Origin of the sequence: Pseudomonas sp. 2822-17, assembly GCF_002742485.1 — a bacterium.
Classification (GTDB): domain Bacteria; phylum Pseudomonadota; class Gammaproteobacteria; order Pseudomonadales; family Pseudomonadaceae; genus Aquipseudomonas; species Aquipseudomonas cyclaminis.
This window is the reverse complement of record NZ_LJRZ01000500.1, coordinates 550,226-565,522: the sequence shown is the minus strand read 5'-3', so window position 1 is coordinate 565,522 and position 15,297 is coordinate 550,226. Positions and strand designations below refer to the sequence as shown.

Below are 15,297 nucleotides of genomic sequence, written 5' to 3'. Positions count from 1 at the left end.
TGATGATCAGGCGATTGTGCGTCTTAGAACGTCATCGCCCATTGGCCCATCAGCCCCTGGTTGCGGCTGTTGCTGCCGAACTCGGCGGAATAGGTGAGGCCCACGCTATGTTCGGCTGACAGCGCCATGTCCAGGCCAGTACGCATCGCCAGGCTGTTGCGGTCCAGGGAGGTGCCGTCGATGGTGAAGTCGCTGCTGAAGTCTTCGCGTCTTTCTCCGGCGAAGGACTGGCGCACACGGCTGTCGACGGTGCCATACAGGTGTTTCCACTGGGTGCTCAGGTGCGGTTTGAGGGTCATCTGGTTGTCCAGCCTGAAGTCGCGGGCCAGGCGCAGGCCGAAGGTGCTGCTGAGGTTTTGCTGGGTTTGTGTTCCGACGTTCAGGGCACTGTAGCCACCTTTCTCCTGGAACCGGTCGCGCTGATAACGCTGGAAACCCAAACCGGCAAAGGGCTCGACGCGCAAGCCGCCCGTGTCCCACTGGTAGCCCATTTCGGTGAACGCGTTTTGGCTCTGGGCTTTGTACTTGCCCGTGAGGTGCTCGCGATAATCGATGAAGTCAAAGTCGACACCGCGTTTGTTTCGACCGGCATGGCTGCTGTAAAGCGCACCCAGGCGCAACGCCAGCGGCCCGTCCTGGCGCACCGCATAGGCGCCCATGTGCCAGCTGTCCAATTCGCCCTTGAAACGCTTGGCGCTCAGTTCACTGCCAGACTTGCCACCCACCACGCCGATCCGCCACGCCGGGTCGATTGACCAGTCGGCCCCCAGCAACAGACCTTGGTTGCGTTGTTTCAAACCGGCGCTGCCGTGTTGCCCATCGAGCCTGCCGCTGTTGCCCAGGCCTTGGACCCAAACGCGGCCCGTCTCGCCAGTGTCGTTATCCAACTGGCGTATTGCCGAATGCAGGCTGGCATTCAGCTGTTTCATGCTGTTTTGGGTGGCGGTGCCCAGGTTGGCGTTTTGGCTACCGGCCACTTGTTCCAGCACGGCACCTAGCCGGCCCGGCTCCAGGCTGCCCAAGTACTGGAGGTAATCCTCCAGTTCGTATTTCGTCCAATAGCCCAGTTCGTCCGACGCCAGCAGGTCATGGACTGCGGAGTCCAGCATGCGGGCGACACTCAGGCCGTTTCGACTGGTGGCGTGGTCGGCGAGGTAGACGTCTTCGGGCGCTGGAATGGCAGGCTCTGGATAAGCTTTTTCGTTGCCTGTCACGAGCTGGTCGAGCCATTCGCTGTCGGGCTCCATGTCGCCGCGTGCCTGTGCGTTTTGAGCGCCGACGGCCCCCAGCACCAGGGTCATGGCCAGCGCGAATTGTTTCCGTAATAACCGCATGTAAACCCACCTCTTGATATATGAGGCGGGGAATTTAGCGAGGTACAGGGAGGATAAATGTCAGGCTCGCAGCCACTGGTTTGCGGGAGATGTCTCTCGTCTGCTGCGATTTGAAACGCTGGGCGATAGGGCGAATGGCGGCGGTTTACCGACGCCGAACGTAACCCTTGCCATAGTGACGCTCCATCCGCGCCTGGATCAGCTCCAGCCCTAGGGACATCACCCAATAGATGATCGCCGCGGTGGTGAGCATCTCGATGTAGCGATAGCTCGAACGGCCATAGGATTGCGCCAGGAACATCACCTCCCACACGCCCATCACCGAGATCAGGGACGAGTCCTTGAGCATCGAAATGAACTGGTTGGTGGCCGGCGGAACGATGGTACGCATGGCTTGGGGCAGGGTGACGTGCCAAAAGATCGCGTTGTCGCGCATGCCCAGCGCGAGGGCGGCTTCGCGTTGGCCGTGGGGCACGCCGAGGATGCCGGCGCGGAAGATTTCGCTCAGGTAGGCGCCATAGTTCAGCGACAGCGCAATGATCCCGGCCGTGATCGCCCCAGGTACCAAGCCCAGTTGCGGCAGGCCCAGGTAGATCAGCAGGATTTGGATCAGCAGCGGCGTACCGCGAAAAAATGAGGCGTAGAAGGTCGCGATGCCGAACGCCACCGCACTGCGGGACAGGCGCCCCAGCGCCGTGACGAAACCCAGCGCCGACGACACCAGAATCGAACACAGGCACAGGAACAGCGTCAACGCCGCGCCCTGCAGGAAGCCATTGGGCGCCAGATGCAGGCCGACCAGGTTCGGCAGCTTGTCGAGAATGATCGAGAACTTCAGGTCAAAGCTCAGGAAGAAACTGGCAAACAGGGCGAACAGCGCCGCCCAGGTCAGGTAAAGCCGTGTGCGAAAACTCATCGGCTGATATCAGCGCCGATCCATTTTTGCGACAGCTTGCTCAAGGTGCCGTCCTGCTTGAGCTGGGCAAACACCTCACGCACTTTGCTGTCCCACGCGGCGTCGCCTTTTTCGATGGCCACTGAGTTGGGCTCCGAGTACAGCGGTTCGCCAGCCAGCTTGAAGCGCTTGTCCTGGGTCAGGCGCGGTTGGGCGGTGACCAGGTTGGTGAGGATCGCATCCAGGCGCACGCCGACACCCAGGCCGAGGTCCTGGAAGGCGACGTTATCGGTGTCGTACGGGGCGATCTGCACGTTCTCGAATGGGTACTGCAACTGCGTGTCTTCGGCGCCTTCGATCACCAGGTTCTTGTTCAGGTAGCTCTCATAGCTGGAGGCGCTGGTGAGGCCGACTTTCTTGCCGCTCAGATCCTTGGCGGCGTGGATGCGGTCATCCTTGGCATTGACCACGATCACGGCCGGGGAAGCGTAGTACTCCACCGGGAAATCAAACACTTCGGCGCGGGCCTTGCTCGGGGTCATCGAGCAGATGCAGATATCGTAGCGCCCGCTCCAGCGGCCGGCGGCGATAACGTCCCAGGACGGCGTTTCCAGGCGCAGCTTTACGCCCAACTTTTGTGCCACGGCCTTGGCCACATCGACGTCGAAGCCGTCGAGTTGGTTCTGGTCATTGAGGAACGAGAACGGCGGATAGCTTTCCATCAGCACGCCCACCAGCTCTTTTTTCTGCTCAATCCGCTCCAGCGTGGCCCCGCCGAAGGCTTGGGTCGAGGCAGCCAGTATCATCAGGCCCAGGGCCAGCAGGGGTTTAAGTTTCACGAAGGACACCTTTAGAAAAAAGAGTTGGTACGAACCGGATTGAACGTATTAAATAGTTATAAGAACGACTCTCATAGTGAGTTATTTTCATAAGCTTATGAGTAAAAAGCATATGGGCGCAGAAACAGTAATCCTCGATGGTGGCATGGGCCGTGAACTGCAACGCCGTGGCGCGCCGTTCCGCCAGCCGGAGTGGTCGGCGTTGGCCTTGAGCGAAGCGCCGCAGGCGGTGGAGGCGGTGCACGCGGCCTATATCGACAGCGGTGCCAACGTGATCACCAGCAACAGCTACGCGGTGGTGCCGTTTCATATCGGTGAAGCGCGGTTTGCGGCTGAAGGCCAAGCCCTGGCGGCGTTGGCGGGTGAGTTGGCGCGTCGTGCGGTGACGGCCTCGGGCAAAAACGTGCGGGTGGCCGGTTCGCTGCCGCCGCTGTTTGGCTCGTATCGCCCCGATCTGTTCGAGGCTGAGCGGGTGACCGAACTGCTGACGCCTCTGGTACAGGGCCTGGCGCCCCACGTTGATCTGTGGCTGGCGGAAACCCAGAGTTCGATCATTGAGGCGAAGGCGATCAAGGCCGGCCTGCCGCAGGATGGCAAGCCGTTCTGGCTGTCGTTTACCTTGAAAGACGAAGACACCGACGACGTGCCGCGCCTGCGCTCCGGCGAGCCGGTGGCAGACGCCGCCGAAGCGGCGGCGCAGTTGGGTGTGCAGGTGCTGTTGTTCAATTGCAGCCAGCCGGAAGTGATTGGCGCGGCCATCGACGCGGCGCGTCAGACCTTCGCGCGCCTTGGCGTGGCGATCCAGATCGGCGCCTACGCCAATGCCTTCCCGCCACAACCCAAGGAAGCCACGGCCAATGATGGCCTGGACCCGTTGCGCGACGACCTCGACCCGCCGGGCTACCTGCATTGGGCTGCGGACTGGCAGAAACGCGGTGCCAGCCACTTGGGCGGTTGCTGCGGGATCGGGCCGGAGCATATTGCGGTGCTGGCCCAAAAGCTGAAGTAAGGCTTAAGCCTGGCGGCACTCCGCCAGGCCTTTCAACTGACCCGAAGCGCTCTGGTTGGACTCCGACAACCACGCCTCAAACCCTGCGCCTACCTTCGGCCACTCCCCATCCAGAATCGAATACCACGCGGTATCGCGGTTCTGCCCCTTGACCACCATGTGCTGGCGGAACACTCCCTCGAAACTGAACCCCAACCGCTCGGCCGCGTATTTGGAGCGGGCATTGCCGTTGTTGCACTTCCATTCCAGGCGGCGGTAGCCCTGTTCGAATGCGTACTTGGCCAGCAGGTAAACGGCTTCGGTGCTTTTCGGCGAGCGTTGCATCGGCGCGCCAAAAGTGACGTGGCCGATCTCGATGCGGCCCTGGGCCGGGACGATGGACATCAGGCTGAGGATGCCCTGTACTTCGCCGCTGGCGCGGTCAACCACGCTGAAGAAATACGGGTCGCTGTTGGCGGCGTGGTTGTTCAGCCAGGCATCGAATGCGGCACGCTCGGTAAACGGCCCGTAAGGCAGGTAATCCCAAAGCTTCGGATCGGCGCCGGGGCCATCGAGGGCTTGCCACAGCTGATCGGCGTGGCGTGCCGGGTCGAGTTTTTCCAGGCGAATAAAGCGCCCTTCAAGCAGGTGGGTGCTGGGTGCCGGGACGCCTTTCCAGTCGGCGGGGGAAATGGACATGCTGCGCTCCTTAAAGGCCTTTGCGAAATTGGATAAAGCCAGGGCGTTCGGCGATGCGTTCGTACAACTGAATCGCCGTGGCATTGGTCTCATGGGTCAACCAGTGGACCTTGCAGCAGCCGTCCGCTTTGGCGGTGGTGTAGACGAATTCGATCAGTTTGCGACCCACGCCGGTAGCGCGCTGGCTCGGGTCCACAAACAGGTCCTGCAGGTAGCAGGAGTTCTCGATGCTCCAGTTGGAGCGGTGGTAGATGAAGTTAACCATGCCCACTGCCTTGCCGTCCTGCCAGGCCAGGGCCGAGTAGGTCGGTTCCTGGGGGTTGATCAGGCGTTGCCAGGTGCTCTGGCTCACTGCGTCAGGCAGCTCGGTGTTGTAGAAGGTCAAATAGGCCTGCCACAGCGGCAGCCACGCGGCGTGGTCGGCGGCGGTGACGGGGCGGATGTCGATCTGGCTCATTCTGAAACTCCTTGGCGAATAAAGCGCGCGAGGGCCTGGTCGCGCACGTCGGGGCTGGCGGCCAGGCCTTCGCGCATGCCGGCCATATCTGCCGCGCTGCGGTTCTGGCCGAGTTTGCGTTTGCCGATCACACGCTTGATCGGCAGGGCGAAGCCGACGATGGCCTTGAGCATGCCGTCAATGTAGTCGGCCGGAGCGTCGCTGACGGCCCAGGGTTGGGCGCGGCCGGTTTCGTGGCGTTCGGTCAGGGCGCTGACCAGCGCGAGCAGGCGCTCGGCGTCGGTGAACACTTCAGCTTTGCCGTAAGCGTGGACGGCGATGTAGTTCCAGGTCGGCACCACTTTGCCGTGCTCGGCCTTGGCCGGGTAGAACGCCGGGCTGATATAGGCGTCGGCGCCTGCGAAAATCACTAGCGCGTCGCTGCCATTTTGCAAGTCGCGCCACTGCGGATTGGCCTTGGCCAGGTGTCCATAGAGCGTGCCGTTGGGGCCTTCATCGGGGTTGAGCAACAGTGGCAGGTGACTGGCCTGCAGGCCTTGCTCGCCAAAGGTCACCACCTGCGCCAGGCGTGTGTGCTGGATCAGTTGCTGGATTTCAGGCAAGTCGTCGATGGCGAAGGCGCGAGGTGTGTACATAAATATTTTCCTTGGCGAATGCCTGCATCCTAGGCAGGCTAATGGTTCGTTGTAAGAGCCATCTACTGCTTATTTCATAGGTCCAATTGCGTGCCAGCCATCGAACCTCCGCTGTCCTTCAACCCCGCCGGTATTGAGCTGGATCGCCGCCAGGGCCTTAGCCGTCAGCTTTATCAAGCGTTGCGCCAACGGGTGTTGGACGGGCGATTGGCCAGCGGCACACGTTTGCCGGCCAGCCGCGATCTGGCGGCCGCGCTGGCGATCTCCCGCAACAGCGTGGTGCGGGCGTACGATCAGCTGTACGCCGAAGGTTTTATCGAAGGGCGGGTGGGTGATGGCACGTATGTGGCGCAATTGACGCCTGCGCCGAGTCCGACAAAAAAATTATCCACAAAACTGTCCACAGGGTTTTCAACAGGCTTATCCCCAGCCTTATCCACAATTTGCGCCGAATCAGCAGAAAATTTCCCGGCGCAGGTTATCCACAGCCCGGCTATTGAGCGGATGGAAAAGAACCATCTGCCGCTGCCGCCAACGGGGCCTCCACGAGCTTTTCGCGTGGGCGTGCCGGCTTTTGATCTGTTCCCTTTCGACGTGTGGGCCAAGCTGAACGCGGCATTCTGGCGCAAGCCGGACTTTCAGCAGCTGTGTTACGGCGACCCGGCGGGTGATGGCCGCTTGCGTGGCTTGATCGCTGCTTATCTGCGCAGTTCCCGGGGTATGCATTGCAGTGCTGAGCAAATAGTGATCACCAGTGGTGCGCAGCAGGCAATCAGCCTTTGTGCACAGCTGTTGGTTGAGCCCGGTACGGGGGTGGCCATTGAAAACCCAGGCTACCGCGCCGCCGGCCATGCCTTCGCCGTTGCCGGGGCAACCTTGCATGGCGTAGCCGTAGACCAGGAAGGCATCGACTGCACGGCGCTGTCGGCGCTGGATGACTGTCATTTGGCGTACGTCACCCCATCCCACCAGTACCCGTTGGGCGTGGTGATGAGCCTGACGCGGCGCCTGGAACTGTTGGCCTGGGCCGAACGACGTGGCTGTTGGATCATCGAGGACGACTACGATGGCGAGTACCGCTACAGCGGCGCGCCGCTGGCACCTTTGGCGGCGCTGGATCGCAGTGGACGGGTGTTGTACGTCGGCACTTTTGGCAAGGTCGCGTTCCCGGCGCTGCGCCTCGGGTATCTGGTACTGCCGCCAGGCTTGGTGCAGGCATTCGCTCAGCGCCGGGCAGTGGATGTGCGGCACTCGGAGATCAGCACCCAGGCGGTAATGGCCGAGTTCATGGCGACGGGGCATTTCCAGCGGCACATTCGCCGCATGCGCCGCGCCGCGTTGAGTCGGCGTAACACCTTGCTGGCAGGATGGCCGCACGCACTGCCGGGGGTTGGCGAATTGCCCGGCGTCGCCGCCGGCCTGCACTTGACCGTACGCGTGGACAGCCTCGCCCGGGAGCGTGAGCTGCTGGCCCAGGCGCGTTCCGCCGATGTCGAGATCAATGGCCTGAGCACTTATTGGCTGCCGAACTCTGTCACCGCGCCCGACCAACGTGCCGGCCTCGTCCTGGGGTTCGCAGCGGTGCCCGAAGCCGCAATTGCCCAGGCGCTTATGCGCTTGCGTAAAGCCTGGTCATGAGGGTCCATGCAAGGGACCGACAGGTCAGCGGCGGAGGTGATTATGTATAGGCGATCAGCTCACCGCACAGGTCCAGCTCCACCAGGCGGCGAACCTCGGCGGTGGCGAGGCCGGCGCCGATCAGCGCGTTGAGCTTGCCGAACGCCGCCTCACGGGTCATCCCACCGCCCGACAACACGCCTACGCCACGCAGGCGGCTGCCCGCTTCGTACACATCCAGTTCTACACCGCCTTCATGGCATTGCGTGATTGCCACCACGACCACACCCTGCTCCTGGGCCCGTTTGAGGCTGTCGAGGAAGGCCGGGTTGTCGCTGGGGCCGGTGCCGCTGCCATAACACTCCAGGACCACCGCCTGGATACCGCTGTCGATCATGGCATCCAATTGCACGGCGCTCATGCCCGGCACCAGCGGCAGCACACCGATGTTGGCCAGCGCCTTGGGCTCACGGTAGTCCAGGGCTGCCGGGGTTGTATCGGCCTTGCTCGCGCTGCTGCTGCGCTGCAGTGCTGCAAACGGATGGCGACCAAAGCTGCGGATCTTCGCGCAACGGGTCGGGGCCATCAGCGCGCCGTGGAAATACAAATGCACGCCGGGCGCCAGGCCTTGATCCAACGCCGCCAGTGCTCCGCTGACGTTTTCCCAGGCATCGCTGTCCGGCACGCCCGCCGGCAACATCGAGCCGGTAAACACCACCGGCGCCGGCAGGCCCAGCAGTTGGAAGCTCATGGCGGCTGCGCTGTAGGCCAGGGTGTCGGTGCCGTGCAGGATCAACACCGCGTCGCAACCCTCGTTCACGGCGTCGATCACGGCGCTGTGCAGGCGCTGCCAATAAGCGGGCGTCATGTTGGCGCTGTCGATCAGCGGCGCCATTTCCCGGAAGCGCCACTTGGGCACTGGCTGGTTGGCGAGCTGCTCGCGCATGCGCGCTTCAAAGCCGGATGCCGGGGCCAGGCCATTGGCGCTGGCCTGCATGCCGATGGTGCCGCCGGTGTAGAGCACCATCACGTTGTTAGCTGGTTGCATCGAAGAATCTCCTGAACGAAAAACGCCGCCGGGCCCAGAGCATGCCCAAGGCCGGGCGGCGTGTCATCTAGCTGCGATTAACGTTGCGCTTGAGCGCTCAGTTCCGCCGCCGGGGCCGCTTCGGATTTCACCGGGTTTGCCGGCCAAGCCGAGCGGTCCAGGTCCAGGTCAGGGAACTGGCTGGAGTCGAACACCGGGGTCTTGATGCCTGCGGCGCGCTGGTTGTCGTAGTCGTTCAGGATGCGCATGGCGATCTTGAACAGGAACGCCAGGGCGAACAGGTTAACGAAGGCCAGCAGGGTCATGGTGATGTCGGCAAACGCGAACACCGTGCTCAGGTTCTCGATGGAGCCCCAGAAAATCAGCGCCAGTACCAATGCGCGGTAGCCCATCAGCACCTTGCGGTTATTGCCCACCAGGAAGCGCAGGTTGCTCTCGCCGAGGTAGTAGTTGTACATGATCGAGGTGAACACGAACAACGCCAGGGCCACCGAGATGAACATGCGGCCCCAGTCACCGACCACTGCCGCCAGGGAGTTCTGGGTCAGGGCAATGCCGTCGCCTTCAAAACCTGGGGTATAGAAGCCGGAAAGCAGGATCAGCAGCGCGGTGCAGGTGCAGATCACGAAGGTGTCGAGGAACACGCTGAACGCCTGGACCACGCCCTGGGCGATCGGGTGTTCTACGGAGGCCACCGCTGCCACGTTAGGCGCACTGCCCAAACCGGCTTCGTTGGCGAACACGCCGCGCTTCACACCCATGATGATTGCGCTGCCCACCAGGCCACCGAAGGCCTGGTCGAGGCCGAACGCGCTCTTGACGATGGTCGCGAGCATGGCCGGTACGTGGTCGAATTGCAGCACGATCACGTACAGGGTCACGGCGATATAGATCAGGGTCTTGACCGGCACCAGCAGGTCGGCGATCGAGGCGATGCGCTTGATCCCGCCGATGAACACCAGGCCCAGCAATGCCGCCAGGGCCAGGCCGGTATAGGTGGTGTCGAGGCCGAAGGCGTTGTTGAGCGAGTGGGTCACCGCGTGGGCTTGCAGGCCGTTGAACGCGAAGCCGAAGGTCACCAGCAGCAGGAACGCCATCACCATACCCAGCCAGCGTTTTTGCAGGCCATGCTGGATGTAATAGGCCGGGCCGCCACGGTAGGTGCCCTCTGCGTCAGTGCGCTTGTACAGCTGGCCGAGGGAGCACTCGATAAAGCTCGACGACATGCCCACCAACGCGGTGACCCACATCCAGAACACGGCACCTGGGCCGCCAAGGGTAACGGCAATGCCGACACCGGCGATGTTACCGGCGCCTACGCGGCCGGCCAGGCTGAGCATCAGCGCCTGGAACGAGCTGAGTTGGCCGGAGCTGCTCTTCAGGCTGTCTTTGAACACCGAGAACATATGGAAAAAGTGACGCAGTTGTACGAAACGCGAGCGGATCGTGAAATAACCGCCGAGCCCGACAATGAGCACGATCAGTACTTTCCCTGAGAGGAAGTCGTTGATGACTTCGAGCATGGAGTGTTCCTCGCTGATTTTTCTAATGGCAAACGCAGGACGGTTCGACGCAATCGCTAAGCACCAGGCAGTGCACGACCGTTCGACCCCAATCCTTTTGCGGGTTGTTATTCATGCGGTTTCGCGCTGTACCGGGCCTCGTTACCGACGGCCGCAGACGCGAGAGGGGCGGCACTATACCTAGGCGAACGTGATCCGTCTGCTCGGGCTGATTAAAGGTTTCAGCCAAGCTGTTGCAGGCAAGGTGGGTTTGCAGGGCGATATTGGATTTTTTATGGGCGTCATTTCACAACCTTGAGGCAAAAAAAAGGGCCTGAAGAACGAGCCTTCGGGCCCTCAAAAGGTGAGAGGTGTCTAGTCCCTCAACCTGGTGAGCAGTGCAACAAACGCTTAGGCCTTCAACGGGACCAAGCGTGGAGCGATCATGTTTTCGGGGCGCAGGATGTCGTCGAGCATGGCGTCGTCGAGCAAGCCTTCTTCGCGCACCAGTTCCAGCACGCCGCGGCCGCTTTCGAGAGCGATACGCGCGATGCGGGTGGCGTTTTCATAGCCGATGTACGGGTTCAGCGCGGTGACCAGGCCGATGGAATGCTCCACCAGTTCGCGGCAGCGCGCTTCGTTGGCGGTGATGCCGACGATGCAGTGTTCGCGCAGCATGTCCATGGCGCGTTGCAGCAGGCGGATCGAGTCGAAGATCTTGAAAGCGATCAACGGCTCCATCACGTTCAGTTGCAACTGGCCGCCTTCGGCCGCCATGGTCAGGGCCAGGTCGTTGCCGATCACTTGGAACGCGACTTGGTTCACGGCTTCCGGGATCACCGGGTTGACCTTGCCAGGCATGATCGAGCTGCCTGGCTGACGCGCCGGCAGGTTGATCTCGTTGATCCCGGTGCGTGGGCCGCTGGACAGCAGGCGCAGGTCGTTGCAGATCTTCGACAGCTTCACGGCGGTACGCTTGAGCATGCCGGAGAACAGCACGAAGGCGCCCATGTCGGAGGTGGCTTCGATCAAGTCGGCAGCCGGTACCAGCGGCTGGCCGCTGATGGTGGCCAGGCGTTGTACGGCCAGGGCCTGGTAACGCGGGTCGGCGTTGATGCCGGTGCCGATGGCGGTGCCGCCCAGGTTCACTTCGGTCAGCAACTCTGGCGCTAGGGTTTTCAGGCGGGCCAGGTCTTCGCTGAGGGTGGTGGCGAAGGCGCGGAATTCCTGGCCGAGGGTCATCGGCACGGCGTCTTGCAGTTGGGTGCGGCCCATTTTGAGCACATGGCCGAACTCGACGCCTTTGGCGGCGAAGGCTTGGATCAGGCTGTCGAGGCTGGCCAGAAGCGCGTCATGGCCCAGCAGCAGACCCAGGCGGATCGCGGTCGGGTAGGCGTCGTTGGTCGACTGCGCCATGTTCACGTCGTTGTTGGGGTGCAGGTATTGGTATTCGCCCTTCTGGTGACCCATGGCCTCCAGCGCGATGTTGGCGATGACTTCGTTGGCATTCATGTTGGTTGAAGTGCCGGCGCCGCCTTGAATCATGTCCACCACGAACTCTTCGTGGAAATCGCCGCGGATCAGACGGGCACAGGCTTCGCTGATGGCAGCGTGCTTGGCTTCGCTGAGCTGGCCCAACTCGCGGTTGGCATCAGCGGCTGCTTGCTTGACCATTGCCAGGCCGACCACCAATTTCGGGTAATGCGAAATCGGAACGCCCGAGAGGCGGAAGTTATTCACCGCTCGCAGGGTCTGGATGCCGTAATACGCTTGGGCGGGTACTTCGAGTACGCCAAGCAGGTCTTTTTCTGTGCGGAATGATGCAGCGGAGGACATGACGGAAATCATCTCGATAGGGACCCGGAACAGGCCGGAACACCGCGAATGCTAGGCTTGTAGGAAAATTTGGGCCAATGCTGTTCAGCACTGGCCTATGCATAAACGGCATAATGCAGATGTGACCCGGCTATGATGGCGGGCGTGTGTGCCAAAATGGTGCGTACCCGTGGGAGGCAGTGATGAACCTTGAGAGCAAATGGCTGGAAGACTTCAGCGCCTTGGCGGCGACGCGCAGCTTTTCCCAGGCGGCGGAGCGGCGCTTTGTCACCCAGCCGGCGTTCAGTCGACGTATCCGCAGCCTTGAGGCCGCGCTCGGGCTGACTCTGGTCAATCGCTCACGCACCCCGGTGGAGCTGACGGCGGCGGGGCAACTGTTTCTGGTCACCGCGCGCACCGTGGTCGAGCAGCTTGGTGAAGTGCTGCGCCATTTGCATCATTTGGAAGGCGGGCAGGGCGAAGTCATGCAAGTGGCCGCCGCCCACTCCCTGGCGCTGGGTTTCTTCCCGCGCTGGATCGCGCAGTTGCGCAACGAGGGTTTGAACATCGCCACGCGGCTGGTCGCCACCAACGTCGGCGATGCTGTGCACGCCCTGCGCGAAGGTGGCTGCGACCTGATGCTGGCGTTCTACGACCCGGACGCGGCGATGCAGATGGACGCGGAAATCTTCCCGTCGCTGCATTTGGGCAACACCGAAATGCTCCCGGTGTGCGCCGCCGATGCCGACGGCAAACCGCTGTTTGACCTGGAAGGCGAGGGCAGCGTGCCGTTGCTGGCCTACAGCGCGGGTGCCTTCCTCGGGCGTTCGGTGCATTTACTGCTGCGCCAGCGCGCACTGCGTTTTACCACCGTGTACGAAACCGCCATGGCCGACAGCCTCAAAAGCATGGCCCTGGAAGGCCTGGGCATCGCCTGGGTGCCGCAACTGAGTGTGCGGGCGGAATTGGCCCGTGGCGAACTGGTGGTGTGCGGCGGGCCGCAATGGCATGTGCCGCTGGAGATTCGTCTGTATCGGTGTGCGTTGGTGCGCAAGGCGAATGTGCGGTTGTTGTGGCGCAAGTTGGAAGGTGGCGCTGCCCAAAGTACCTGAGCCAAACACGAATCGAATGTGGGAGGGGGCTTGCCCTAATGCCAGTCAGTTAAGGGCGAACACCGTACCTGTGGCGAGGGAGCTTGCTCCCGCTGGGCCGCGAAGCGGCCCCAAAAATGGGACTGCTGCGCAGTCCAACGGGAGCAAGCTCCCTCGCCACAGGTTACTTTTTGCCCTTTTATCTCTTAACTGACCGGCATTAGGGCTTGCCCCCGATGGCGGTGTATCAGCACAACTTCCGGTGGATGCTGAATCTATGGCAAATGGGCTGTTGTGGTGAGCGGGCTTGTCCCGCGCTGGGCTGCGAAGCAGCCCCAATAAGGTCACCGCAGAGTGCCAGAATCAATCGAGGTGAACGTTTTGGGGCTGCTTCGCAGCCCAGCGCGGGACAAGCCCGCTCACCACAGGGTTATGTGTCAGCCTTTAAGAGTTGTGTAGATACCCATGCTCATCGGGGGCAAGTCGAATCGTCGAACCGCCCCTCCCACAGGGTTTTGCGGTGTTTTGTACTGACTCTTGAGTCAATAAAACCGCCGGTTTGGGCGGTAAGACAGATGGTCATCCCAGGGGCTGTTTATCTGGATTATTACGGTATACTGCGCGGCCTTCGGCCGGTCCAACCGGCCTTAATTCGTACACCAAGCCACGCCGGATTTCCCGCGTGGCTTGTTGTTTTTTGACGCGCCTGCGGGCGCCCAGAGAGAAGAGGCACGACGATGAGTGCATTGGTTGGCGTGATCATGGGCTCCAAGTCCGATTGGTCCACCCTTAGCCACACCGCCGATATGCTGGAAAAACTCGGCATTCCGTATGAAGTGAAAGTGGTCTCTGCCCACCGCACCCCGGATTTGCTGTTCCAGTATGCCGATGAAGCAGAATCCCGTGGCATCGAGGTAATCATCGCCGGTGCCGGCGGCGCAGCGCACCTGCCGGGCATGTGTGCAGCCAAGACTCACCTGCCAGTGCTGGGCGTACCGGTGCAGTCGGCAATGCTCTCGGGCGTGGATTCGCTGTTGTCCATCGTGCAGATGCCGGCCGGTATCCCGGTGGCTACCCTGGCGATCGGCAAGGCTGGTGCGATCAACGCTGCCCTGCTGTCCGCCAGCATCCTGGGCGCCAAGCATCCGCAGTTCCACGCGGTGCTGAAAAAATTCCGTGCTGAGCAGACAGACAGCGTGCTGGACAATCCAGACCCACGTATCGCCTGAGGTTGTTGACGATGAAAATCGGTGTAATCGGTGGCGGCCAACTGGGCCGCATGCTGGCTTTGGCGGGTACCCCGCTGGGGATGAACTTCGCTTTCCTGGACCCGGCGCCGGACGCCTGCGCTGCGGCCCTGGGTGAACACCTGCGTGCTGACTACAGCGACCCGGACCACCTGCGCCAACTGGCCGATGAGGTCGACCTGGTGACCTTCGAGTTCGAAAGCGTCCCGGCCGAAACCGTGGCCTTCCTGTCGCAGTTCGTGCCGGTGTACCCGAGCGCCGAAGCCCTGCGCATTGCTCGCGACCGCTGGTTCGAAAAGAGCATGTTCAAGGACCTGGGCATTCCGACTCCCGCCTTCGCCGACATCCAGTCCCAGGCGGACCTGGACGCCGCTGTCGCCAGCATCGGCCTGCCAGCCGTGTTGAAAACCCGTACCCTGGGTTACGACGGCAAGGGCCAGAAGGTCCTGCGCACCGCTGCCGATGTGGTCGGCACCTTCGCCGAACTGGGCAGCGTCGCCTGCCTGCTGGAAGGCTTCGTGCCGTTCACCGGTGAAGTCTCGCTGATTGCCGTGCGGGCCCGTGATGGCGAGACCCGCTTTTACCCATTGGTGCACAACACCCACGACAGCGGCATTCTCAAGCTGTCCGTGGCCAGTACCGAGCACCCGTTGCAGGCGCTGGCCGAAGACTATTCCAGCCGTGTGCTCAAGCAACTGGATTATGTCGGCGTGATGGCGTTCGAATTCTTTGAAGTCGACGGCGGCCTCAAGGCCAACGAAATCGCCCCGCGCGTGCACAACTCCGGGCACTGGACTACTGAAGGCGCCGAGTGCAGCCAGTTCGAAAACCACCTGCGGGCGGTAGCGGGCTTGCCCCTGGGCTCCACGGCCAAGATCGGCGAGAGCGCCATGCTCAACTTCATCGGTGTGGTGCCGCCGGTTGAGCGTGTGATGGCGATTGACGATTGCCACGTGCATCACTACGGCAAAGCCTTCAAGGCCGGGCGCAAGGTCGGCCACGCCAACCTGCGCTGCAAGGACCGCGCGACGCTGCAAGCGCAGATCCTCAAGGTTGAAGCGCTGATCGCCGAGCAATAAGCCAAGCCCGACGGGAACCATTGGTGGCCGTCGTCTCTCTGATTGCAGGAT

The 15,297-nt window shown here is 62.1% G+C and carries 14 protein-coding genes; 5 read left to right on the top strand and 9 right to left on the bottom strand.

What is annotated here, in order from left to right; genetic code table 11:
* Positions 1–23: 23 nt before the first annotated feature.
* The 3 genes from AOA60_RS21090 to AOA60_RS21080 form a co-directional block, all read right to left on the bottom strand.
* Positions 24–1,334: an autotransporter domain-containing protein gene (locus tag AOA60_RS21090; protein WP_099586075.1), complete on the bottom strand. Its 1,311-nt coding sequence runs from the start codon at positions 1,332–1,334 to the stop codon at positions 24–26.
* Positions 1,335–1,479: 145 nt separating this feature from the next.
* Positions 1,480–2,250: an amino acid ABC transporter permease gene (locus AOA60_RS21085; protein WP_099586074.1), complete on the bottom strand. Its 771-nt coding sequence runs from the start codon at positions 2,248–2,250 to the stop codon at positions 1,480–1,482.
* Positions 2,247–3,068 carry an ABC transporter substrate-binding protein gene (locus AOA60_RS21080; RefSeq protein WP_099586073.1) on the bottom strand — a complete coding sequence of 274 codons (822 nt, stop codon included), beginning with the start codon at positions 3,066–3,068 and terminating at the stop codon, positions 2,247–2,249. The genes AOA60_RS21085 and AOA60_RS21080 overlap by 4 nt, the downstream gene beginning before the upstream one ends.
* Positions 3,069–3,180: 112 nt before the next feature.
* Between AOA60_RS21080 and AOA60_RS21075 the strand changes: the two genes are divergently transcribed.
* Positions 3,181–4,077 carry a homocysteine S-methyltransferase family protein gene (locus AOA60_RS21075; RefSeq protein ID WP_099586072.1) on the top strand — a complete coding sequence of 299 codons (897 nt, stop codon included), beginning with the start codon at positions 3,181–3,183 and terminating at the stop codon, positions 4,075–4,077.
* Between the two features lie 3 nt (positions 4,078–4,080).
* Here the strand turns inward: AOA60_RS21075 and AOA60_RS21070 are convergent, their stop codons facing one another.
* From AOA60_RS21070 to AOA60_RS21060, 3 genes are read right to left on the bottom strand one after another with little or no spacing between them, the layout of a single operon-like run.
* The gene (locus AOA60_RS21070) at positions 4,081–4,755 is read right to left on the bottom strand and encodes a GNAT family N-acetyltransferase (protein ID WP_099586071.1); all 675 of its coding nucleotides are present in this window, start codon (positions 4,753–4,755) and stop codon (positions 4,081–4,083) included.
* 10 nt (positions 4,756–4,765) lie between these two features.
* Entirely contained in the window at positions 4,766–5,212 is a 447-nt protein-coding gene (locus tag AOA60_RS21065; RefSeq protein WP_099586070.1) for a GNAT family N-acetyltransferase, read from the bottom strand.
* Positions 5,209–5,847 (bottom strand): FMN-binding negative transcriptional regulator, encoded by a 639-nt coding sequence (locus AOA60_RS21060; RefSeq protein ID WP_099586069.1) that lies wholly within the window; start codon positions 5,845–5,847, stop codon positions 5,209–5,211. Before AOA60_RS21060 ends, AOA60_RS21065 begins: the two co-directional genes overlap by 4 nt.
* 90 nt (positions 5,848–5,937) lie before the next feature.
* Here AOA60_RS21060 and AOA60_RS21055 point away from each other — a divergent pair, with 90 nt between their 5' ends.
* On the top strand, positions 5,938–7,485 hold the full coding sequence (locus AOA60_RS21055) for a PLP-dependent aminotransferase family protein (protein ID WP_099586068.1): 1,548 nt from the start codon (positions 5,938–5,940) through the stop codon (positions 7,483–7,485).
* Between the two features lie 40 nt (positions 7,486–7,525).
* Here the strand turns inward: AOA60_RS21055 and AOA60_RS21050 are convergent, their stop codons facing one another.
* From AOA60_RS21050 to aspA, 3 genes are all read right to left on the bottom strand, one after another.
* Positions 7,526–8,512, bottom strand: coding sequence for an asparaginase (locus AOA60_RS21050; RefSeq protein ID WP_099586067.1), 987 nt, complete (start codon positions 8,510–8,512; stop codon positions 7,526–7,528).
* A 77-nt stretch (positions 8,513–8,589) separates the two neighbouring features.
* The gene (locus tag AOA60_RS21045; RefSeq protein WP_099586066.1) at positions 8,590–10,035 is read right to left on the bottom strand and encodes a sodium:alanine symporter family protein; all 1,446 of its coding nucleotides are present in this window, start codon (positions 10,033–10,035) and stop codon (positions 8,590–8,592) included.
* A 390-nt stretch (positions 10,036–10,425) separates the two neighbouring features.
* Positions 10,426–11,850, bottom strand: a complete 1,425-nt coding sequence (gene aspA, locus AOA60_RS21040; RefSeq protein WP_032884466.1) for an aspartate ammonia-lyase — start codon at positions 11,848–11,850, stop codon at positions 10,426–10,428.
* A 182-nt stretch (positions 11,851–12,032) separates the two neighbouring features.
* Here aspA and AOA60_RS21035 point away from each other — a divergent pair, with 182 nt between their 5' ends.
* From AOA60_RS21035 to AOA60_RS21025, 3 genes are all read left to right on the top strand, one after another.
* Positions 12,033–12,941, top strand: coding sequence for a LysR substrate-binding domain-containing protein (locus AOA60_RS21035; RefSeq protein ID WP_053127569.1), 909 nt, complete (start codon positions 12,033–12,035; stop codon positions 12,939–12,941).
* A 716-nt stretch (positions 12,942–13,657) separates the two neighbouring features.
* Positions 13,658–14,149, top strand: a complete 492-nt coding sequence (gene purE / locus AOA60_RS21030) for a 5-(carboxyamino)imidazole ribonucleotide mutase (RefSeq protein WP_003176980.1) — start codon at positions 13,658–13,660, stop codon at positions 14,147–14,149.
* 11 nt (positions 14,150–14,160) lie between these two features.
* Positions 14,161–15,246 (top strand): 5-(carboxyamino)imidazole ribonucleotide synthase, encoded by a 1,086-nt coding sequence (locus AOA60_RS21025; protein ID WP_099586065.1) that lies wholly within the window; start codon positions 14,161–14,163, stop codon positions 15,244–15,246.
* Positions 15,247–15,297 lie beyond the last annotated feature (51 nt).